Source organism: Bosea sp. RAC05 (assembly GCF_001713455.1).
Taxonomy (GTDB): Bacteria; Pseudomonadota; Alphaproteobacteria; order Rhizobiales; family Beijerinckiaceae; genus Allobosea.
Window position 1 is genome coordinate 3570379 of sequence record NZ_CP016464.1, and the last position, 21435, is coordinate 3591813.

General features: G+C 69.3%; 20 protein-coding genes. 7 read left to right on the forward strand and 13 right to left on the reverse strand.

Features of this window, described 5'->3' with window-relative positions:
- Nucleotides 1-211 precede the first annotated feature (211 nt).
- The 4 genes from BSY19_RS20405 (at nt 212) to flaF (ending at nt 3883) form a co-directional block, all read left to right on the forward strand.
- Complete coding sequence (locus tag BSY19_RS20405) at nt 212-1549, forward strand: flagellin N-terminal helical domain-containing protein (protein ID WP_069055736.1); 1338 nt, start codon at nt 212-214, stop codon at nt 1547-1549.
- A gap of 189 nt (nt 1550-1738) precedes the next feature.
- Nucleotides 1739-3085, forward strand: coding sequence for a flagellin N-terminal helical domain-containing protein (locus tag BSY19_RS20410; protein WP_069055737.1), 1347 nt, complete (start codon nt 1739-1741; stop codon nt 3083-3085).
- Between the two features lie 50 nt (nt 3086-3135).
- The gene (gene flbT, locus BSY19_RS20415; RefSeq protein ID WP_069055738.1) at nt 3136-3528 is read left to right on the forward strand and encodes a flagellar biosynthesis repressor FlbT; all 393 of its coding nucleotides are present in this window, start codon (nt 3136-3138) and stop codon (nt 3526-3528) included.
- Nucleotides 3512-3883: a flagellar biosynthesis regulator FlaF gene (gene flaF, locus BSY19_RS20420; protein ID WP_069055739.1), complete on the forward strand. Its 372-nt coding sequence runs from the start codon at nt 3512-3514 to the stop codon at nt 3881-3883. Before flbT ends, flaF begins: the two co-directional genes overlap by 17 nt.
- Nucleotides 3884-3962: 79 nt before the next feature.
- Here the strand turns inward: flaF and BSY19_RS20425 are convergent, their stop codons facing one another.
- From BSY19_RS20425 to BSY19_RS20455, 7 genes are all read right to left on the reverse strand, one after another.
- A complete protein-coding gene (locus tag BSY19_RS20425) occupies nt 3963-5480 on the reverse strand; it encodes a hypothetical protein (RefSeq protein WP_069055740.1) in 1518 nt (505 codons plus the stop codon).
- A 7-nt stretch (nt 5481-5487) separates the two neighbouring features.
- Nucleotides 5488-7356 carry a flagellar hook-associated protein FlgK gene (gene flgK, locus BSY19_RS20430; protein WP_069055741.1) on the reverse strand — a complete coding sequence of 623 codons (1869 nt, stop codon included), beginning with the start codon at nt 7354-7356 and terminating at the stop codon, nt 5488-5490.
- Nucleotides 7357-7417: 61 nt separating this feature from the next.
- Nucleotides 7418-8821: a flagellar hook protein FlgE gene (locus tag BSY19_RS20435; RefSeq protein WP_069055742.1), complete on the reverse strand. Its 1404-nt coding sequence runs from the start codon at nt 8819-8821 to the stop codon at nt 7418-7420.
- Nucleotides 8822-9019: 198 nt separating this feature from the next.
- A complete protein-coding gene (locus tag BSY19_RS20440; protein ID WP_069055743.1) occupies nt 9020-10033 on the reverse strand; it encodes a YcjF family protein in 1014 nt (337 codons plus the stop codon).
- Nucleotides 10030-11475 carry a YcjX family GTP-binding protein gene (locus BSY19_RS20445; protein ID WP_069055744.1) on the reverse strand — a complete coding sequence of 482 codons (1446 nt, stop codon included), beginning with the start codon at nt 11473-11475 and terminating at the stop codon, nt 10030-10032. Before BSY19_RS20445 ends, BSY19_RS20440 begins: the two co-directional genes overlap by 4 nt.
- 13 nt (nt 11476-11488) lie before the next feature.
- On the reverse strand, nt 11489-12016 hold the full coding sequence (locus BSY19_RS20450; protein WP_069057274.1) for a SixA phosphatase family protein: 528 nt from the start codon (nt 12014-12016) through the stop codon (nt 11489-11491).
- Nucleotides 12017-12025: 9 nt separating this feature from the next.
- Complete coding sequence (locus BSY19_RS20455; protein ID WP_069055745.1) at nt 12026-12721, reverse strand: TetR/AcrR family transcriptional regulator; 696 nt, start codon at nt 12719-12721, stop codon at nt 12026-12028.
- Between the two features lie 73 nt (nt 12722-12794).
- Here BSY19_RS20455 and BSY19_RS20460 point away from each other — a divergent pair, with 73 nt between their 5' ends.
- Nucleotides 12795-14087 (forward strand): ABA4-like family protein, encoded by a 1293-nt coding sequence (locus tag BSY19_RS20460; protein WP_150129679.1) that lies wholly within the window; start codon nt 12795-12797, stop codon nt 14085-14087.
- A 39-nt stretch (nt 14088-14126) separates the two neighbouring features.
- Here the strand turns inward: BSY19_RS20460 and BSY19_RS20465 are convergent, their stop codons facing one another.
- The 3 genes from BSY19_RS20465 to BSY19_RS20475 form a co-directional block, all read right to left on the reverse strand.
- The gene (locus BSY19_RS20465; RefSeq protein WP_069055747.1) at nt 14127-15014 is read right to left on the reverse strand and encodes a cell wall hydrolase; all 888 of its coding nucleotides are present in this window, start codon (nt 15012-15014) and stop codon (nt 14127-14129) included.
- Between the two features lie 149 nt (nt 15015-15163).
- Nucleotides 15164-15400 (reverse strand): helix-turn-helix domain-containing protein, encoded by a 237-nt coding sequence (locus BSY19_RS20470; RefSeq protein ID WP_069055748.1) that lies wholly within the window; start codon nt 15398-15400, stop codon nt 15164-15166.
- A 9-nt stretch (nt 15401-15409) separates the two neighbouring features.
- The gene (locus BSY19_RS20475; RefSeq protein ID WP_171905181.1) at nt 15410-15934 is read right to left on the reverse strand and encodes a DUF2975 domain-containing protein; all 525 of its coding nucleotides are present in this window, start codon (nt 15932-15934) and stop codon (nt 15410-15412) included.
- Between the two features lie 126 nt (nt 15935-16060).
- Between BSY19_RS20475 and BSY19_RS20480 the strand changes: the two genes are divergently transcribed.
- Complete coding sequence (locus BSY19_RS20480) at nt 16061-16687, forward strand: hypothetical protein (protein ID WP_069055750.1); 627 nt, start codon at nt 16061-16063, stop codon at nt 16685-16687.
- Here BSY19_RS20480 and BSY19_RS20485 read toward each other — a convergent pair.
- Nucleotides 16668-17513 (reverse strand): AAA family ATPase, encoded by an 846-nt coding sequence (locus BSY19_RS20485; RefSeq protein ID WP_069055751.1) that lies wholly within the window; start codon nt 17511-17513, stop codon nt 16668-16670. The genes BSY19_RS20480 and BSY19_RS20485 overlap by 20 nt on opposite strands.
- 213 nt (nt 17514-17726) lie before the next feature.
- On the opposite strand from BSY19_RS20485, the gene BSY19_RS20490 reads away from it, so the two are divergent.
- Nucleotides 17727-19517 (forward strand): cation:proton antiporter domain-containing protein, encoded by a 1791-nt coding sequence (locus BSY19_RS20490; protein ID WP_069055752.1) that lies wholly within the window; start codon nt 17727-17729, stop codon nt 19515-19517.
- On the opposite strand, the gene BSY19_RS20495 is transcribed toward BSY19_RS20490, so the two are convergent.
- Nucleotides 19456-20535, reverse strand: a complete 1080-nt coding sequence (locus BSY19_RS20495; protein ID WP_083247961.1) for a glycosyltransferase family 4 protein — start codon at nt 20533-20535, stop codon at nt 19456-19458. The genes BSY19_RS20490 and BSY19_RS20495 overlap by 62 nt on opposite strands.
- A gap of 2 nt (nt 20536-20537) precedes the next feature.
- Nucleotides 20538-21368, reverse strand: a complete 831-nt coding sequence (locus BSY19_RS20500) for a UDP-2,3-diacylglucosamine diphosphatase (protein ID WP_069055754.1) — start codon at nt 21366-21368, stop codon at nt 20538-20540.
- Nucleotides 21369-21435: the final 67 nt, after the last annotated feature.

Consider the following 21435-nt stretch of genomic DNA (forward strand, 5'->3'; position numbering starts at 1 on the left):
CAGCAACGCCCGCCTCGCGCGGGCGTTCTGCTGTTGGCCACCCCTGCCGAGCATTGCCGTTCCGTTAACCACGATCGCAGCCCGGTCCGGACGCGCGGCATTCGACGACCGAAATTTACCTCCTGTTACGAGCTCGGGAGGGATGGTCCACCCGTCGCGGCCAGAATGATCGCGACTGCCAGAAGGCACCAAACCAGAAGGGTTTATCACCATGGCCACCGCTATCTCGAACGGCGTCCGTTCCTCGCTCGCCTCGCTCCAGACCATCACCAGCCAGGCCGCCGCTGTTCAGAACCGTCTCGCCACCGGCAAGAAGGTCAACACGGCCGTCGACAATCCGGTCAACTTCTTCACCGCCCAGTCGCTGAACGATCGCTCGAGCCAGCTCAAGGGCCTGCTCGACGGCATCTCCAACGGCATCCAGACGGTGCAGGCCGCCTCCAAGGGCATCGACGGCATCACCAAGCTCGTCAGCTCGCTCCAGTCCACCGTCAAGCAGGCGCAGGCCGACGCGGCTCAGAACCGCCCGACCGTCGTCGGCACCGGCACGACCCTGGCCACCGCCGGCGAAGCCGCGCTGACCAGCAAGAGCCTGAAGGACATCGCCCTCGACAAGCGCGTCGGCAGCGCCGGCGACACGACCGTCGCCACCGCCACCGCCAGCGCCGCGGGTGACCTCGGTGTCGACACCACCGCCACGCCGGCCCTGAACATCCAGATCGTCACCAACCCGGCCGCCGCGACCTCGACGACCAACATCTCCGTCGCGCTGACCGCCAACACGACCGTCCGTGACGTCGTGAACGCGATCAACACCTCGGGCGTCGCCACCGCCTTCGTCGACGAGAAGGGCCTGCTCAACGTCAAGGGCACGGGCTCCGAGACGCTCGGCGTCGGTATCGGTGTCGGTGCGGATGCCGCTGCCGCCACCACGGCTTCGGCGACCGGTACGTCGAACGCCGCCTTCGGCCTCAACGCCACCGACCGCACCACGGGTATCGCCTCCTCCGGCGTGACCTCGGCGACGCGTTCGAACCTGATCGAGCAGTACAACACCCTGCGCACGCAGATCGACTCGCTGGCCAAGGATGCGGGCTTCAACGGCGTCAACCTGCTGCAGGGCGACAAGGTGACGATCGCCTTCAACGAAAAGGGCGGCAAGAACCAGACCAAGCTCGACATCCAGGGCACGAGCCTGACGTCCGACAACATCGGCATCCAGCAGGCCGGCAACGCCCAGGTGGCGGGGACGATCAACTTCCAGAACGACTCCGATCTGGAAAAGGCCACCACGGCCCTGACGAGCGCCCTCACCTCGCTGAAGTCGCTGTCGTCGACCTTCGGTGCCAACCTGTCGGTCGCCCAGACCCGCCAGGATTTCACCAAGGACCTGGCCGACGTCCTCTCGACCGGCGCCGCGAACCTGGTGAACGCCGACGCCAACGAGGAAGCCGCGAACCTGCTCTCGCTGCAGACCCGCCAGCAGCTGTCCCAGACCGCTCTGTCGCTCTCCTCGCAGTCCGACCAGGCCGTCCTGCGTCTGTTCTGATCCTTCGTCCGCAGAAAGCGGGCAGCCCACAGGATGTGGGCCGAAGACAAGAAGGCGGCGGAGCCACGGCTCCGCCGCCTTTTTTCATTCGTGAACGCCATCGCCGCCGCATTAACGGTTTGTTATCCTTAACGGGGAATTATCGGTCATCACCGCACGAGCGCAGAATCGCGCTTCAGGGGACCGAAGATGGCGAACACGATTCTTTCCAGTGGCGTGCGCAACAACCTGCTCACGCTCCAGAAGACGACGAGCGAACAGGCTGTCCTGCAGAACCGCCTCGCGACGGGCCGCAAGGTCAATTCGGCCATCGACAACCCGGTCAACTACTTCACCGCCCAGTCGCTCAACGACCGAGGCAGCCAGTTGGGCGGCCTGCTCGACGGCATCTCGAACGGCATCCAGACGATCCAGGCGGCCTCCAAGGGCATCGACGGCATCTCCAAGCTGGTCCAGTCGCTGCAGTCGACGGTCAAGCAGGCCCAGGCCGACGCCGCCCAGAACCGGCCCACCGTCATCGGCACGGGCACGGCGCTCGCCAGCGCCGCCGAAACCCAGGCGACCAACAAGAGCCTGAAGGACATCGCCCTCGACAAGCGCGTCGGCAGCGCCGGCGACACGGTCGTGACGGCGGCGACGGCAGGCGCGGCGGGCGACCTCGGCATCGACGTCACCGCGACGCCGGCCCTGAACATCCAGATCACCACCGGCCCGGTCGGCGCCCCGACCTCGACCACCAATATCGGCGTCACCCTGACGGCCAACACCACCGTCCGCGACGTCGTCAACGCGATCAACGCGTCGGGCGTCGCCACCGCCTTCGTCGACGAGAAGGGCCTGCTCAACGTCAAGGGCATCGGCTCCGAGACGCTCGGCGTCGGCATCGGCGCGGGCGCCAACGCCGGCGCGGCGGTGACCGCCTCGTCGACCGGTGCCCAGAGCGCCGCCTTCGGCCTCAACGCCACCGACCGCACCACCGGTATCGCCTCCTCCGGCGTCACCTCGGCGGTCCGCTCGAACCTGATCCAGCAGTTCAACGACCTGCGCACGCAGATCGACCAGCTCGCCAAGGATTCGAGCTTCAACGGCATCAACCTGCTGGCCGGCGACCGTCTCTCGATCGCCTTCAACGAGAAGGCCGGCACCAACCAGACCAAGCTGGACATCCAGGGCACCAACCTGACCGCCGAGAACCTCGGCATCCCGCAGGCGATCAACACGCAGCTGGCCGGCTTCTTCAACTTCCAGAACGACCTCGACCTCGAAAAGGCGACCGGCTCGCTCTCGAACGCGCTGACCTCGCTGCGCTCGCTGGCCTCGACCTTCGGTTCGAACCTCTCGGTCGCGCAGACCCGGCAGGACTTCACCAAGGAGATGGTCAACACCCTGACCATCGGCGCCGACAACCTCGTGCTCGCCGACTCCAATGAGGAAGGCGCCAAGCTGCTCGCCCTCAACACCCGCCAGCAGCTCTCGCAGACCGCGCTCTCGCTCGCCTCGCAGGCCGACCAGAGCGTGCTGCGGCTCTTCAGCTAATCGTCCGGGGGCGAAAGCCCCCTCCTCTCCAGCCAGAAGGCAGGATCGTCATGGCCCTCAAGGTCGAACTCAAGCCCCGCGAGCGCATCATCATCGGCCAGGTGGTGATCCGCAACGACGAGCAGCGGACCCGCTTCTTCATCGAGGGCGACGCGCCGATCCTGCGCGAGAAGGACATCCTCACGCCCGCCACCGCCGACAGCCCGGCGAAGAAGATCTATCTCGCCATCCAGCTCATGTATCTGGCCCAGGACCCGATGTACCAGCATCAGGTCTATTTCGAGCTGGTGCGCGACTTCGTCCAGGCCGCGCCGAGCGCTCTGCCGCATATTCACGAGATCAATAACCGCATCTTAAGCAGCGACCTCTACAAAGCTCTCAAGGCAGCCAAGAAGCTGATCGCTTACGAAGCGGAACTCATCGAGAATGCAACACGGGTTTAGCGCTTACGCCTCCGCCTCGCGGGCCAACCAGGCCGTCGTTTCCCCTCGCGAACTCGAAGCCTCCCTCCTCATCAAGGCCGCCGTCCGCCTCCAGGCGATCCATGACGACTGGACGCTGGCCGATCGCGATCTCGACGATGCGCTCGCCTACAACCGCAAGCTCTGGACGCTGCTGGTCTCGGCCGTGATCGCCGAGGACAACCCCCTCCCCGTCGGCATCAAGACCAACATCCTGAGCCTGGCGAACTTCATCTTCAACCAGACCTTCAAGGTCGCGGCGAACCCGACCCGCGAGGGCCTGCCCGTGCTCGTCAGCATCAACCGCGACATCGCCGCCGGCCTGCGCGGCCGCTGAGGCGGCGCTTCAGCCCCGCCCCGAAACGCCGCAAGGGCGCCACCGCGAGCGGTGGCGCCCTTTCTCGTTCGGCGAACCCTCAGAGATAGTTGGTCAGCGTCAGCTTGGAGAGGATCGAGGTGGTCTCGTAGCTCGCCTGGAGCTGCGTCTGCAGCGACAGGATCTGCACCGCCACCTCCTCTCGGGAAACCGTCTCGACGCTCGACAGCGTCGTGCCCAGATAGTTCTTGGTGCTCTCGTGACGCTCTTTCGCCCGTGCCAGGGCGGTCTGCGCCGAGCCGAACTCGGTGATGATCTCGGCCGGCTTCTGGGCGCCGTTGCCGAAGGCGAGACGGTCGCTGACGCGCGCCGTCATGGCCTCGTAGCGGGACTGCGAGTTGGCGTCGTTGGCCGGGAAGGTCTCCACCGCCATGATCGCGAACTGCGCCAGCCCGATCCGGAAGGCCTCCTCGTTGGCGCGCGCACCGGTGCCGACGATCTGGCCCTTGTCGACCTGCACCGAGGCGGTGCTGCGCGCCGGATCGCTGCCGTCGTCGCCGCGATACCAGATCACCGTATTGGCCGGCGTGCCGGCGGCGGGCGCGGCCGTCGCCGTGTTGTAGGGCGGGCCCGGCACCCGCAGCGGCGGGCTGCTCGCGGTGCCCGCGAAGAAATTGCGCGCCGCCACCTGCGAGGACGCGGCCGAGAGCGTCGTCGCGGCCTCCTTGCCAAGCGCGGCGGTGATCGAGGCGCGCAGATTGGTCGCCGTCGCGTTGACGTCGACGCCGATCTCGAAGCTGTCGCTGGCCTGGCCGGTCGTGCCGGTGGCGCGTGCCGCCAGCACGATCTCCTCCGTCGTGCCGTCCGGCAGGGTGAGCTGGACGCGCAGCGTATCGCCGACCGCCGGCTGGCTGGCGACGGTGACGGTCAGGTTGGCCGGCGGCCCGGCGGTGAAGGCCGGGGTCATCGCGGCCGAGGAGCTGGTGGCTCCGGCGAGCTTGAAGCCGTAGCCATGCGCCGGCGCCTCGTCGGCGATCGTCGCCGTTGCCGCGGCCCCGCCCGTGGTCAGGCGTCCGAGCCCGGCGACGCCGAGATCGGCCTGGCGGCGCTCGTCGATCAGCTGGCGCAGGCCGGCCCGGCCGGCGCCATCGCCCTCGATGATCTCGGTATAGCCGAGCGTCGGCTGCACGTCGGAGGTCTTGCCGGAGAACAGGTAGCGGCCGTTCACCTGCGTGTTGAGCAGGTCGAGCGTCTGCTTGAACTTCTCCTCGGCCAGAACCTGCGGCGCCGAGCGGCCCGTCGAGCTCGGGATATAGGTGTTGGAGCGCGTGTCGTTGACCGTCTCGGTCGTCAGCTTGGCGTAGTTCTCGACCGCCTTCGAGGAAAGCTGGAGGTTGACGTTGCCGCGCGTGATCCCTTCCAGCCAGGAATCGAGGGTGGAGATCTTGGCGTTGAGGTCGAGGCTGGTGAGCCGGTCCGTGCCGAGATCGCCATAGGTTTCGGCGCGCTGCTGCGTCGCGAGCTGGCGCTCGAGATCGGTGAGGTCGGCGCGGGTCGAGACCAGGCGGTTCGGCGTCGCCGCGCGATAAGCTCCGGAGCCATAGGACGAAATGGTCATGGCGCGCTCACACTCTCATCAGCACGTCCATCATCTCCTTGACCGTGGAGATGATGCGGGCGTTGGCGGCATAGGCGTTCTGCAGCTCGATCAGCGTCGCCATTTCCTGGTCGACGCTGACCTGCGCGGTCTCCTGGAAGCGGCTCTGTATTGCAGCGAGCGCGACCTTCTGCCCCTCGTCGAGACGCTTGGCGGCCTCGACCGCCTGTCCTTGCGTCGAGACGACGCGCTGGACGAGGCCGGAGACGGTGACGTTCGTGGTCGCGGTCGAGCCGTCGATGCCGAGCCGGTTGGTCACGGCCCGCTGGCTCTGCGTCAGCCGGTCGAGCAGCAGCTTCGGCCGCGTCGTGTCGCCCTGGGCGGTCGTCGGCTCGAAGGCCACGAGCTTGGAGCGGTCGGCGACCAGCGCCTGGTTGAGCTGGATGCGCCCGGCGAAGCCCAGCGTCTGCGAACCATTGTCGTAGGAGCCGGTGAAGACGCCGCCACTGGCGCCGCTGTCGACGAAGAAGGGCAGTTCCGCGCTGCCGCCGACGGACGACAGCGTCGTGGCGGTCGGGCGCGCGGTCAGCGCCTTGACGTCGCGCGTGCCGGCGGCTCCGTCGTCGACGATGCGCAGCACCGAGCCGGTGTTGGAGACGGTGAAGCCGCCGCCGAGCGCCGTCTGCATCTGCGCGGCGACCGAAGCGGGACCGCCCGAAAAGTCGATGCCGACCACGCGGTTGTTGGCATCGCCACCGGCCGACGCCGGCAGCGGCAGCGAGGCCGCCGAGTCGACGCGCACGAAGGTGAAGCGCTGCGTCGCGCCACCGGGCGTCACCGCATAGTCGAGCGTCACCTTGTTGCCGGCCTGGAGACCGGTGAGATCGACGTCGAAGCCGGTGACGGCACCGGCGGTGACGGCCGTGCCGGCGATCTCGCGGTCCGACAGCGCGCTGGCGAGCTGCGCCGCGATCTCGTCGAGCTGGGTCTGGGCCTGCACCAGCGTCGTGTCGCGCATCTCGATCAGCGCGGCGATCTCGCCGGAGCGGAAGGTCTTGTTGGCGATCGCGTCGAGCGAACCGCCCGTCGTGTTCGACATGGTGATCGTGCCGACGCCGCGCTGCGCCGGATTGCTGCTCCACTGGTCGTCGGGCGAGAGGCCGGAACGGGCATCGAAGCTGAACACCACGGAGGGGCGGCCGTCGAAGATCTGCGTGCCGCCGCTGGTGACGATGCTGGTCGACCCGCGGGCGTCCTCGCTCGTCTTGATGTCCATGTACTGCGACAGATCCGAGAGGATCAGGTCGCGCTGGTCCTTGAGATTGGCGAGCGCCGGATCGTTCGGCGAACCGACGATCCGCGCATTCACCGTCGTCAGCGCGCCGAGCAGATCGTTGATCTTGTTGACGCCGGCGGCGATGCCGCTTTCCGCTTGCGAGCGCAGGCTCTGCACCCCGTCCGACAGGGTGTTCAGGCGGCCGGCGAGCTGCGTCGCCGAATCGAGCACCGAGGTCCGCAGGCTGTAGGACGACGGGTCGTTCTGGAAGGCCTGCAGCGCCGAGGTGAAGCCGTTGTAGATGGTGTCGAGCGCCGTCGAGCTGCCGGGTGCGCCGTAGAGCTTGTCGACGCTGGCGAGCATGTCGGCGCGCGTCGAGGTGTAGGCGGCGCCCGCCGATTCCTGCCAGAGCTGGTGCTGGACGATCTTGTCGAGCAGCCGCTGGACCTGCGTGGTCTGGGTGCCGACGGTCTGGCCGCTCAGGCTGTCCGAGGTCGTGACGACGCGGCGCACATAGCCGGCCGTGCCCGCATTGGCGACGTTCTGCGAAACGACGCCGATGCCGACCTGGGTGGCGTTCAGCCCCAAGATCGCCGTGTTGAGGGAGGTGCTCAGACCCATCGTCGGCTCCTGTCGTGGCGCGCGGCCCTCCTGGGCCGCGCCTCATCCGTCCTGAAAGCCGTCAGCGGATGATGCTGAAGACGTCGCGCAGCATCTCCTGCGCGGTGGTGATCACCTTGGTGTTGGCCGAATAGGCCTGCTGGGTGACGATCATCTTCGAGAACTCGTCGGCGATGTCGGTGTTCGACTGCTCGATGTTGCCGCCGATGAGCTGCGAGGTGCCGAGCCCGATGATCGGCGGGCCGGATTCGATCGTCTCCTCGAAGGCGCCGCCATCCAGCCGCTTCAGCGCGTTGTCGGCGTTGAAGCGGGCGACCGAGAGCTGCGCCAGCGCCACGACCTGGCCGTTGCTGAAGGTGCCGATGACCTGGCCGTCGGCCGAGACCGAGGTGCGGTCGAGCGTGCCGGCGGTGTAGCCGTCCTGCCGGATCGAGCGGGCGTCGATCTGGCCGCTGACGTCGCCGTTCTGGGTCAGGCCGTTGCCGCCGGTGGTGACCTGGACACCGGTGATCGTCGTGCCGGCGATGGTCATGGTCGGCAGGGTGATGTTGCCGGTCGCCGGCGCGGTGAGCTGCCCGGTGGGGCCGAAGGTGACGCTGGTGTTGGTGTTGCGATAGGCCGTCGCGCCGCCCGTCGCGCCGGTGTTCTCGGCGACGAATAGGTTCCAGGTGTCGACGGTCGCCGGCGGGCCGGCCGCGGCATTCGTGGTCTTGGCCCAGCGCAGCTCGACGCTCGTCGCCTTGCCGAGCGAGTCGTAGACGGTCACCGAACCGCCCGGGATCGACTGGTTCAGGAAGCTCGTGATCTCGCTGCCGATGACGATGCCGGTGCCGCCCTGCGTGGTCGAGAGCGGGTTGCTGGTGAAGCCCGCCGGGTTCAGCAGTTCCGAACCGGCGACGGTGGGATTGGAATTGGCGTTGTTGGTGCCGGGTTTCGCGGGAATGTTGGCGCGATACTCGATCGAGGTCGTCGCCTTCGCCGGAAACTGCTCCTTGGTGATGCGCAGCACCTCCGGCTGGGTGCCGACGAGCTGGCCGGTGACCGTGTCGATCTTCAGGCCCTTGAGATAGTAGCCGGCCCCGTTGACGAGATAGCCGTTGGCGTCGAAGTCGAAATCGCCGCGGCGCGTGTAGAGGTTGCTGTTGGAGAACTGGGTGTTGCTGCCGAGCCCGCTCAGGCGCTGGTCGACGACGAAGAAGCCGTCTCCGTTGATCGCGGCGTTGGTGTCGATGCGGGTCGAGGTCAGGTCGCCCTGGATCGAGTTCGTCGCCTGGCTGTAGGCCGTCACCGAGCCGGAGAGCTGGCGGTTCAGCGCCGAATCCGGCACCAGATCGGAGAAGGTCGTATCGACCCGCTTGAAGCCGGCCGTCCGCGAATTGGCGATGTTTCCGGAGATGTTTTCCAGCGCATAGGACTGCGCCTGCATCCCCGAAACCGCCGTGGTCAACGCACTGAAGACACCCATGTAACCCTCACCTCGACCGGCGCCCTCATCGGGCGGCCCTCAACTGTCGGGGCGAGCACTGCACGCCATGTGCCACGGCGTGGCGCCTGATTTCTCAGGGACTTGGATGGTTTCGGGAGTGTTTCAGAGCCGTTTCAGCCGGGTCAAATCCGCCCTCGCCCGGCAGATTCTGCCGAGGCGAACCGGCCACGCCTGCGCTCAGGCGGTGCCGGGCTCCGGGGCGTCGCGCCAGGATCCGAGATCGCCAGCGACGTCACCCAGCGTCGGCGGCGCCGCCTCGACGAAGGGCATCGGCCGGCACACCGCCAGCGCCGCCAGCCCGATGCGCGCGGTCAGCAGGCCGTTGAGCACGCCCTCGCCCAGCTTCGCCGAGATCCGTGCCGCCAGCCCCTGCCCCACCACCTGCTGGATCACGGCGTCGCCCGCCGCGATGCCGCCGGTGACGACGAGATGGCCGAGCACCTGCCGGGCCAGCCGCAGCAGCCCGAGCGTGCCGGGCCGGCCGGCATAGATGCCGGCGATCGTCCGCAGCAGGCGCGCGCAGGCGACGAGCACGAAGACGATGTCGATCAGCGCGCGCGGGCTCACCGCCGTGACAAGCGAGACCCGCCGCGCCGCCTGGGCGATCTGGGCCTGCGCCAGCGCGTCGAGCGGCACCATCAGGCTGCGCTCGGCAACCGCCAGCACGTCGCGGGCTGCAAAGAGCTGCGGCAGGCTCTCGGCGAGCTGCGCCCGGCCCTTGGCCGTCTCCGCGCGTGTCCCGTAGAGCGCGGTCAACTCGGCCGCGACCGCCTTCGCCGCGTCGACGCTGCCATCCGCCAGCGCTGCGGTCGCCCGCAGCCTGAGCGCCTCGACCTTGCGCTCGCGCAGGATGTCGCGGATCACGCGCCCCAGCATGACGGCGAGCGCCAGCGCGGCAACCGCGGCGCAGGCGAGCGCGGCATAGCCCAGAACGGGGCTCTGGCTCATCAGCCAGGCGATGGTCTGCTCGGCCCAGACGCCGAAGGCGAGCGCCAGGAAGCCCGACAGCCCCGCGACGAAGAGCCCGCCCCAGGACCAGCGCCGCTTCACGGGCGCCACGGCAGCCGGCTCGGCGACATCGATCGGCGCGCTCTCGGGCAGGATCGCGACGTCGCCCCGGCTCACGGCCGGACCGAGGCCCCCGTCCGGGGCGGTCGGATCGAGACGGATCGCGCGCGGCGCCTTGCTCATGCCAGCCGGTCTCCGATCAGGAACTCCAGGGCGCGGTCGAGCCGGATCTGCGGCGGCGGCCTCATGCGCCCGCCGGCATCGGGCGCGACCAAGGGCGGCCGGAAGCGCGGGGCCCGGATCTGCCAGCTCGCGGCAGGATCGAACACAGCCTCGGGCCGTTCCGGCAATTCGCCCGGAAAGATCGCGGCCTCGCTCAGACCGTCGAAGATCTCGCCGGCGACGATCTCGCCCGACTCCGGCACGCCGGCGATGGCGGGCAACTCCTCGCGGCCCTGCCGGATGCGAACCTCGCGCGTCGCCCGCACGGCGGCAAGCGCCATCGACTCGACCCGCGCCCCCGCGCCCTGCGCACGGGAGGCCGCCCGCGCGACGAGATGGGACATCACCGCCGCCAGCCGGTCATGGCTGCTGTGGTGGACATGGTCGGCCTTGGTGGCGGCGAAGAGCACCCGCTCGATACGCGGCGCAAACAGGCTCGACAGCCAGGAATTGCGCCCGACCTGGAAGGCGGCGAGCGCCTGGCCGAGCGCGGTTTCGAGATCGGCCAGCGCCGGGGCCCCGGCATCGAGCGCGGCGAGCACGTCGACCAGCACGATCTGCCGGTCGAGCCGTGCGAAATGGTCGCGGAAGAACGGCGCCACCACGACGCGCTTATAGGCCTCGAACCGCTCCGCCATCAGCCCCGCCAGCGTGCCGGCCTGGGGCTCCGTGTCGGCCCCGAGATCAAGCGGCGCGAAGGTCAGGGCGGGCGAGCCCTCGAGATCGCCCGGCATCAGGAAGCGGCCCGGCGGCGTCACCGCCACGGCCTCCGGATCAGCCCGCAGCCGCGCCAGATAGGCCTTGAACAGGTCGCTCGCAGCCTCCGCCGCCATCTCGTCGGGCGCGCCAGACGGATCGCGCGCCGGGAGGTCGGCGAGCCAGGCCGCCGCCGCCGCGCGGCGATGCGCCTTGCGCGCATCGCCCACCGCCTGGCGCGACCAGCTCTTGTAGTCCTGACCGATCAGGGCGAGGTCGAGCAACCACTCGCCGGGATAATCGACGATGTCGAGGGTGAGTGTCGCAGGCCCCTTGAACCAGCCGGCGGCGCGCTCATAGTCGATCTCGACGCGCAGCTCCGAGATCCGCCGCGTCGACTCCGGCCAGCGCCGCTCCGGCCCCGAAAGCGCGGCCCGGTGCGCCTCATAGGGAAAGCGCGGGATGTCCGGGTCGGGCTGCGGCACGAGGCGCACGCGGGCGATCCGCCCCTCGCCCGCCGCCTTCAGCACCGGCAGCGCGGCGCCCTCGATCAGGTTCTGGATCAGCGCCGTGGTGAAGACGGTCTTGCCCGAGCGCGACAGCCCGGTGACGCCGAGCCGCAGCCGCGGCCTGGCCATGCCGAGAAGGGAGTCGCCGAAGGCCAGCGCCGCGTTGCGCGCCTCGTCGAGATAGGAGCGCTCGCTCACGGCGGGGACAGGCTCACTCGTCCGGGCCTTCGCCGAGCGAGGCCGGTGTCACGAAGCGGTCGAGCCGCCCGCTGCGGGCCGCGACATCGCGCCAGTCATCGACCGCGAAGTCGAGCACCGCGAGCCCGCAGGTCGGGTATTTCTGGCTCATGCGCGCCGCCGCATAGCGGTCACCATGGCCGGTCAGCAGCGCCGCCAGCTCCTCGAACCCGGGGTTGTGGCCGATCATCAGCAGCGTCCGCACCACCGGCCCGGTCTCCTGCACCACCTCGAGCAGGCGCGGCGTCTTGGCCTCGTAGATGCGCGGCTCGTGCTGCACCGCCGGCTTCTCCGGCAGCATCGGCGCCACGAGATGCCAGGTCTCCTGCGTCCGGCGCGCCGGCGAGACCAGCACAAGATCCGGCAGCAGCAATTCCTCGGCGAGATAGCGCCCCATCACGGGGGCAGCCTCGCGCCCCCGCGTGGCGAGCGGCCGCTCGCGATCGGCCACGCCTTCGGGCCAGTTCGACTTCGCATGGCGGAGGAGCATCAGGCGGCGCATGTCCGCCATCTAACCATCGTGGCCGCGATTTGCGAGAGCCGCGTCGGGCGCCAGCGCCGCGCCGAGCAGGCGCATCAGGCGCTGCGAGAACAGGTCGAGCATCGCCTCGCCTCCGTCCTCGCCCACGAGAAAATCGAACTGGCCGTCGATCAGCAGCGTCGTGAAACCATGGGTCACCGACCAGGCCAGCAGGATTTCGGCGAAATCCGCCGCCTTGGCGGTCTCCGACGGCAGCGGGCCCGGCGGCGGCGCGGCCAGCCCGGCGCGATGGGCGCGCGTCTCAGCAACCAGGATGCCGAAGGCCCGCGCCCCGGCGCGCTGCATCTCGGGATCCTCCTTGTCGAGCTCCCGGCGCCCGAACACGACGCGGAAACGGCCCGGCCGGGCGAGCGCGGTCTCCAGATAGGCCCGGCAGATCGCCGCGAGCCGGCTGCCGCCCGCGGCACTCGCCCGCGACGCGGCGGCATCCATCGCATCGGAGAGACCGTCGAAGCCGAGCGTCGCGACCGCCGTCAGGAGCCCGGCGAGATTGCCGAAATGATGCGCCGGCGCCGCCGCCGAGACACCCGCCCGCCGCGCACATTCGCGCAGCGTGAAGCCACCGACGCCCCGCTCGGCGAGCACGGCCTCCGCCGCGTCGATCATCGCCTGGCGAAGATCGCCATGGTGATAGCCGTCGCGCCCCGCCCCCCGCTTCTCCGCCATGCCGTCGGTCTCCTGCGGCCGCAGCCGCTCATCTTGACAGCATCAAGATAGCGCCTTACGCCAGAGGAACAACTTGACACTGTATAGATGGGGGATGGTGATGGGCCCGCTCGACCTCGACGCCGCCTTCTCCGCAGCCGGCGCTCTTGCGATGGCGGGCTGGGCGGGCCTGATCCTGCTGCCGCGCTGGCGCGGCCTTTCCGTCCGGCTGGCCGGCCTCGTCATCCCCGCCATCCTGTCGCTCGGCTATGCCGTCCTCATCCTCATGCATTGGCAGGGGGCCGTCGGCGGCTTCGGCTCGCTCGATCAGGTCGCCGCGCTCTTCGGCTCGCGCCCCCTCCTGCTGGCCGGCTGGGTGCATTACCTCGCCTTCGACCTCCTCGTCGGGACCTGGGTGCTGCGGCGCTCGCAAGACCAGGCCATCGCGCACGGCCTGATCGTGCCGGTGCTGCTGCTGACCTTCCTGTTCGGCCCGCTCGGCTACCTCGCCTATCTCTGGCTGGAGGCGAGCGTCCGCAGCGCGCGCGAGGACCGGATCGCACGGCTGCAGGCGCGGCTGCCGGCCTGGCTGCGGGCGCTCGAGATCGAGCCGCGCCTGGCCGCCGCCGCCTTCGCCATGCTCCTCCTGGCGCTGCCGCTGGCGCTGGCCTGGGCGCTCGACCCGCGCCTGTTCCAGGGCGTCAGCACCTGGATCAAGCCGCTGAAATTCGCGCTCTCGGCGGCGCTGTTCATGCTGACGCTGGCGCTGTTCGTCCCGCTCGCCGGCGAGCGCTTTCGCGCCAGCCTGGCCGGGCGCTACCTGATCTGGCCGGTGATCGTCCCCCTGATCGGCGAGGTGCTCTACATCGCCTGGCGGGCCTCGCGGGTGGAGGCCTCGCATTACAACACCGACAGCCCGCTGGGCGCCGCGCTCTACAGCCTGATGGGGCTGGGCGCCGTGATGTTCACGGCCGCGCCCGCCGTCCTGGCCTATGGGCTGACCCGCCGCGACGCGGTGGCGATGCCAGCGGTGCTGCGCTGGTCGCTCGTCGGCGGGCTGGCCCTGACGGCGGTGCTCGGCATCGTCAGCGGCTTCGCGATGGGCGGCAGCCCCAGCGGGCATTATGTCGGGGCCGTGCCGCCGAACCACGCCACGGTTCCGTTCCTCGGCTGGTCGCTCGAGGTCGGCGATCTGCGCCTGCCGCATTTCCTCGGCCTGCACGCGCTGCAATTCGTCCCGCTCTTCGGGCTCTTGGTCTGGCGGCTGACGTCGGCGACGCGACCCGGCGTGATGGCCGTCGCGGCCTTCGCGACGGTCTATGCGGCGGTGACGCTGACGGCGCTCGCCGCCGCGCTGGGCGGGCGGCCCCTTCTGGGCTGGGTCTGAAGCCTGCGCCCGAGCCTGCGACGGCGGCAGGCCCGAGGGTCAGTCCTGCCTGAGGCTGCCGCGCAGGCCGCGGCTCTCCGGCATGAGCGCGGCAAAGCGCAGATCGCGCGCCTCCGGGCTGGCCGACGCCGTCTTCCGGGTCAGGCCAAGATCCATCGGCCGACCGGGCGGCAGCGGCGCGGTGACGAGGACATTCGCCGCCAGAACAACCGGCTCGACGGCGGCCGGCGCCTGGGGCGCGAAGGCGAGCGGCGCGCTGGCGAAGGAGGTCGGCACCGAGGAGGCGCTGGTCTCGATCGGCGTGGAGGTCCCGGCGAGTTGGTAGCTCGGCTCCTCGATGCGGCGACGCTCGGGGCGCTCCCCCTTCACATAGAAGGCATTGCCGCCGGCGACGGTGACGTAATGCATGTTCGGATACGAGAAGCGCAGGCCGGCCATATGGAAGTGCTTGGCGTTGCCGACCGCCTCGTTGCGCTTGCCGGCCAGGATATCCTCGGCGACGGCCGCGACCTTCGGCAGGTCGCGCGGCGACATCGACCGCGTCAGCACGCCCGGCGCGAATTGCCGCGGCGCGCCGACGACGCTGCAGATCGTCTCCGGCTGGCGCGCGGATTCGACCCGGTTCAGCACCACCGTGCCGACGCCGAGCAGGCCCGACTCACTCGACCGGTTCGATTCGAAATACATCGCGCGGACGAGACACTCCTTCTCGCGCGGATCGGCCTTGGCCAGCTCGATCGCCTGCTTGCGCTTCTCGTGAGGCTTGGTGGCGGTCGGGGTCGGCTTGGTCGCGGCGGTCTCGACCGGCGACACGCTGCAGGCGCCGAGCGCCGGAGCGGCCAGGACCATCAGCAGCGGGATCGCCTTGCGGCGGTGACGGAGAAAGCCCGCGGAACGGACGGCTTCGGCAGCAGTTTTGGCGCGCATCGAGCGGCGGCCTCCTGATTTCGGGCGGAGGGCCACCGCAGCCGGCGGCCCCTCGTCACCGGCAAGGAACGCCGGACGTCTTAACAGAAAGTGAAGGACAGGAGGAAGAGGCAAGGACGCGAGGCAGCGGAAGGCGGTTCCGTCGGCCCTCAATCCGCGTCGTCGACCTCGTCGGGTTCTTCGCCCGGCTCATAGCGAAGCAGGTCTCCCGGCTGGCATTGCAGCACGGCGCAGATGCGCGAGAGCGTGTCGAAACGCATGCCGCGCACCTTCCCGGACTTGAGCTGCGACACCTGCTGCTCGGTCAGCCCGATGCGCTGGGCGAGTTCCTTCGACCGCATCTTGCGGCGCGCGAGCATGATATCGAGTTCGACGACGACGGGCATGACGGCGGCTTACACGAAACTCTGATTCTCGTCCGACAGACGGATCGCCTCGCGCAGCACATGGCCGAAGGCGATCAGCGCCGCGCCCGCAGCCATGGCGGCGAAGACACCGGGATCGAGCGTGATCGCCAGATGCCTCTGCCCCGGCGGGTTGTCGATGGTCATGGCGATGCTCTGCAGGGCCCGCACCACGGGGGTGGCGGCGCCGCAGGCCACCAGGAGCCAGCCTACGCGCAGCAGCGAAGCCGCATTCTCGTCGACGAGGACCCTGCCCTCGCCGAAGGCGCGAAACAGCGTCCCCAGCCTCAGCATCGCCAGAACGAAGAGCAGCGCGGGAATCCAGGCGAGACCGAACGCGGCCCAGTAGCCCCTCGGCGAGGGCGCGATCAGGGCGTCCCGCAGCCCGATCGTGCTGCGGGCATGCTGGAAGAGCGCATCGGCATCGGTCCAGAGCCAGATCAGGCCGAAGACCATCAGCGCCCCGGCGGCATAGCTGAAACCACGAGCCCAGAGACTGACCTTTCGCAGGCGCATGGCGGCATCGGGGGGAAACGTCGCAGCGGATTGGAACGGCATCGCCATAATGATTTCCTCGATTGACAAAATTAAAGTAAGAGACGAATTATTTCGCGTCAATCACAAATCTGATGAGCCCCCTCGATGCGTCTCGCTCCTCTCGCCGGCCTCCTGCTCGCCAGCCTCGTAGCCGGCTGCGGCCATGTTCCCCTGGCATCCCTGCCGAAGCTCTCGAAGATCGACATTCGCACGACGGAGTTGTCGCAGTTGCGCGCCGGGATCAGCCTGCCGGCCGACGTCCGCCCCCTGCCGGGAGGCGTCACGATGACCATCGTCGCGATGGCGAAGGATGGCGGGCGCCATGAGCGCAAGGCCGTGCTGGAAGAGGTGCGCGACGCGGCGGAACTCGCATCCCTGCCGGTTCTCGTGACGCCGGGACGACGCTTCACGCTGTTCAAGCTCAGCGCTGCCGATGTCGGCCGGCTGGGCGCGTTCCGCGAGGAGATGTTCGCCGGTCCGCACAACGACGGCAACCGCGGCAGCCTCTCGCTCGGTGCCGACAAGGCCTGCCGAACCGGAGAACTCTCCGCCAGACCGATCACCATGACCGGCTATCTCAGAACGTCAGAAACGCAGGACTATGTCTTGCTGATGCGCGATTTCGACCTGAGCGCGGCGGCGCGCGCGATCGATCCCAAGATCGACCTGGCCACGGCGATCCCGCCCTGCGAAGGACTGCCAGCCGGCTCCCTCACCGCCCCTCGCGCCTGACCATGAACGCCAGCTTCTCGAACAGGGAGACATCCTGCTCGTTCTTCAGGAGTGCGCCGTGCAGCGGCGGGATCAGCTTGCGCGGGTCGCGCTCGCGCAGCATCTCCGGCGTCATCTCGTCGGCCACCAGCAGCTTCAGCCAGTCGAGCAGCTCCGAGGTCGAGGGCTTCTTCTTCAGGCCGGGCACCTCGCGCACCTCGAAGAACAGCTTCAGCGCCTCCTCCATCAGCCGCTTCTTGATGCCGGGGAAATGCACCTCGACGATGGCCTGCATCGTCTGCGCGTCGGGAAAGCGGATGTAGTGGAAGAAGCAGCGGCGCAGGAAAGCGTCGGGCAGCTCCTTCTCGTTGTTGGAGGTGATGATGATCACCGGCCGCTGCACCGCCCGGATGGTCTCGCCGGTCTCGTAGACATGGAACTCCATGCGGTCGAGCTCGAGCAGGAGGTCGTTGGGGAACTCGATATCGGCCTTGTCGATCTCGTCGATCAGCAGCACCGGGCGCACCGGGGCGACGAAGGCCTCCCAGAGCTTGCCGCGCCGGATGTAGTGGGCGATGTCCGAGACACGGGGGTCGCCGAGCTGGCTGTCGCGCAGGCGGCTGACCGCGTCGTACTCGTAGAGGCCCTGCTGCGCCTTGGTCGTCGACTTGACGTGCCAGGTGATCAGCGGCGCGCCCAGCGCGGCGGCGATCTCCTCGGCGAGCACGGTCTTGCCGGTGCCGGGCTCGCCCTTGACCAGCAGCGGGCGCTCAAGCCGGATCGCTGCGTTGACCGCCACCGTCAGGTCCTCGGTGGCGACATAGTTCTCGGTGCCGGTGAAACGCATGCGCGAGCCTTCTGAACGGGAGCGCCGGACGCTAGCCCGGAAGCGTCCGTCAGGGAACCGCCTCGCATCGGCTCCGGGCAAGCCGGCGAGGCTAAGCCCTCGGCCGGACGAGCGAATATCGCGCCGATGCTGCGCCGCAATGGTTGTGTCGGCGTGGTCGAAACCGCACAGTCGCCTAGCCCCTTTTGTCCCCGCGAATCGCAAGGCGCCCTCTTGGCCGCGACCGTCGACCCTTCCGTCTACAAGGATGCTGCCGTGGTGCTCGCCACGGCGGGCGTCATCGTGCCCTTCGCCAAGAGCTTCAAGATCAACTCGGTCGTCGCCTTCATGGCCTGCGGCGCCCTGCTCGGCCCCTTCGGCCTGGGCGGTCTGGTCTCCTCGGTCCCGCTGCTGAGCACTATCACCGTCTCCAGCCCCGAGGCGCTGGCCGGCCCCGCCGAGCTCGGCGTCGCCTTTCTGCTCTTCGTGATCGGGCTGGAACTCTCCTTCGAGCGTCTCAAGACCATGCGGCGCCTCGTCTTCGGGCTCGGCCTCGGGCAGATCGTCCTGTCGGCGGCGGCGATCGGGGGCGTCGCCTATGCGCTGGGACAGCCGACCACGGCGGCGCTGATCATCGGCTTCGGCCTCGCCTTGTCCTCGACGGCGATGGTCGTGGAGCTGCTCTCGGCCAAGAAGCGGATGACCTCCTCGGCCGGCCGCGCCAGCTTCGCCGTGCTGATCAGCCAGGACATCGCGGTCGTGCCCCTGCTCTTCCTGGTCAGCGTGCTCGGCGCGCAGGAGGGCGGCGGCTCGCTGCTGGCGGGCCTCGCTCAGGCGCTGTTCCAGGCCTTCGCCGCCATCGCCGCGATCGTGCTCGTCGGCGGGCGGGCGCTGCGGCCGCTGTTTCGCCTGGTCGCCTCGACCGATTCCTCCGAGAGCTTCATGGCGGCGACGCTGCTGATCGCGCTCGGCACCGGCATGATCGCCGCCGCCGCCGGGCTCTCCATGGGGCTGGGCGCCTTCATCGCCGGGCTGCTGCTCGCCGAGACCGAGTACCGCCGCGCCATCGAGGTCACGATCGAGCCGTTCAAGTCGCTGCTGATCGGCGTCTTCTTCCTCACCGTCGGCATGGGCGTGAACCCGGCCGAACTCGCCGCCCATCCCTACGCCATCCTCGGCATCGCGGTGGGCCTCTTCGCCGCGAAATCGCTGCTGGTCTTCGGCCTCGCCCGCATGCTGCGCCTCTCGAAGGCCACCGCGCTCGAAACCGCGATCATGGTCGGCCCCGGCGGCGAGTTCGCCTTCGTGCTGCTCAACGGCGCGGTCGCGGCCAAGCTGCTGGACCAGACGCCCGCGAGTCTCGTTCTCGCCAGTGTCTCCCTGACCATGATCGCCCTGCCGCTGCTCGCCCGCCTGGCCCGCAGCCTGGCGCGGACGCTCGCCGTTCCCGTGGTCCTGCCGGAGGAGGCCCTGATCCTGCCGCCCGACGACCATTCGGCGCGCGCCATCGTCGTCGGTGGCGGGCGCGTCGGCCAGCTCGTCGGCAGCATGCTGGAGGAGCATGGCAAGCCCTATATCGTGATCGATTCGGACGCGGCCCTGATCGCGGCGCAGCGCCGCGCCGGGCGGCCGGCCTTCTATGGCGACGCCACCCGCGCGGATTTCCTGCGCCTGTGCGGCATCGGCGAGGCGACGGCGCTGATCGTCACCATCGACACCCCCCGCGCCGTCGACGCCACCGTCCTGGCGGCGCGCGAGCTGCGGCCGGACATCGTCATCGTCGCGCGGGCCCGCGACGCCGATCATGCCCGCCATCTCTACAAGCTCGGCGTCAATGACGCCGTGCCTGAGACGATCGAGGCCAGCCTTCAGCTCTCGGAGGCGGCGCTCGTCGGGCTCGGCGTGCCCGTGGGGTTCGTGATCGCCTCGATCCACGAGCGGCGCGACGGCTTCCGCATCCAGCTCAAGCCGTCAGACGGCGCGGCTCCCGGCCTTCCAAGGCACAAGCGCTCGCGAAGGCTGTGAGGTCGGGGGCGCCCTGGGGCCGCGCGACCCGGCGGATATGGCCGTAGAACTGCGCCGCGCTCGCCTGCCAGCCATGGCGCGCCGCGAGATCGAGACAGGTCTCGCGCGGGATGCGCAGCGCCTGCAGCGCGGCTGCCCGCAGATCCTCGTTGAGCACCGCCGCGCCGCTGCCGGCGAAGACGTCCATCGGCCCCTGCACGGGAAAGGCCGCGACCGGCAGCCCGCTGGCGACCGCCTCCAGCAGCACGATGCCGAAGGTGTCGGTCAGGCTCGGGAACACGAACACGTCCGAGGAGGCGTAGATCGCGGCCAGATCCTCGCCCTCCCGCGTGCCCAGGAAGGTCACGTCCGGATAGGCCCGCTGCAGATCCGCCCGCGCCGGCCCGTCGCCGACCACGACCTTGCTGCCCGGCAGCCGCAGCGACAGGAAGGCGTCGAGATTCTTCTCGACCGCGACCCGGCCGACGCTGAGGAAGATCGGGCGCGGCAGATCGAGCACGCTCTGCGGCCGGGGATGGAACAGCGCGAGATCGACGCCCCGCCCCCAGCGCACGATGTTACCGAAACCATGCTGGCGCAGCTCCGCCTCGACGGTGGCGGTCGAGACCATCACGGCCGCCGCCGGTCCATGGAAGCGCCGCAGGAAGCCATAGCTCCAGCTTTCGGGGATCGGCCAGCGCGCCGCGACATATTGCGGGAAGCGCGTGTGATAGCTCGTGGTGAACTGCCGCTTCTGGGCGAGGCAGACGCCCCGCGTCAGCCAGCCGATCGGCCCTTCGGTCGCGATATGGATATGGTCGGGCCCGAAATCGGCGATGCGCTCGGCGATCGCCCGCTGCGTCGCCAGCGCGATGCGGATGTCGGGGTAGCTCGGCAGGCCGATCTGGCGGAAGCCCTCCGGCGTCAGCATCCGCGCCGTCACGCCGAAATCGGGCGCCGCCTCCGCCATCCGCTCCAGCGAGCGGACCACGCCATTGATCTGCGGGCGCCAGGCGTCCGTCGCGATCATGACGCGCATCATCAGGCCGCCTCGACCAGGGCCGGCACGGTCTGCGGACGCGCCGGGACGACGACCGGCACCGCGGCCTGTCCCTTGAGGCGCCCTTGCGGCCAGCGGATCATCTCGAAGCGCCCGTCGTGATGCTCGACGACCGCCGTGCAGCTTTCGACCCAGTCGCCGGTGTTGATGTAGGTCAGCCCCTCGATCTCGCGGAAGGCGGCATGGTGGATGTGCCCGCAGACCACGCCGTCGGCCTGGTGCCGGCGCGCCTCGGCGGCGAGGCAGACCTCGAACTCGCCGATGTAGTTGACCGCGTTCTTGACCTTGTTCTTGGCCCAGGCCGAGAGCGACCAGTGCGGCAGGTTGAGCAGCCGCCGCACCCGGTTGACCACCGCGTTCGAGGCCAGCGCGAGCGTGTAGGCCCAGTCGCCGAGGAGCGCGAGCCATTTGGCGTTGCGCACCACGAGGTCGAACAGGTCGCCATGGATGACGAGCAGGCGCTTGCCGTCGGCCGTCTCGTGGATGACCTCGTCGACCAGCGTGATGCCGCCGAACTGCAGCCCGGTGAAGTCGCGCAGGAAGTCGTCGTGGTTGCCCGTGACATAGGTCAGCTTCGAGCCCTTGCGGACCTTGCGGAGCAGCTTCTGGATGACGTCGTTGTGCGACTGCGGGAAATACCAGCCGCTCTTCAGCCGCCAGCCGTCGATGATGTCGCCCACCAGATAGATCTGCGGCGCATCGTAGGCGCGCAGGAATTCGAGGACCAGATCGGCCTGAGCCCCGCGGGTGCCCAGGTGGAGATCCGAGATGAAGATGCTGCGAACCTGCTTCGCGTCGTCCTCGTCGCCCATGCCACCCGGCCCATCCTGTTGCGATGCGTCCGGCATGTGTCTGATTTGCGTTGCGCTTTGATGACGG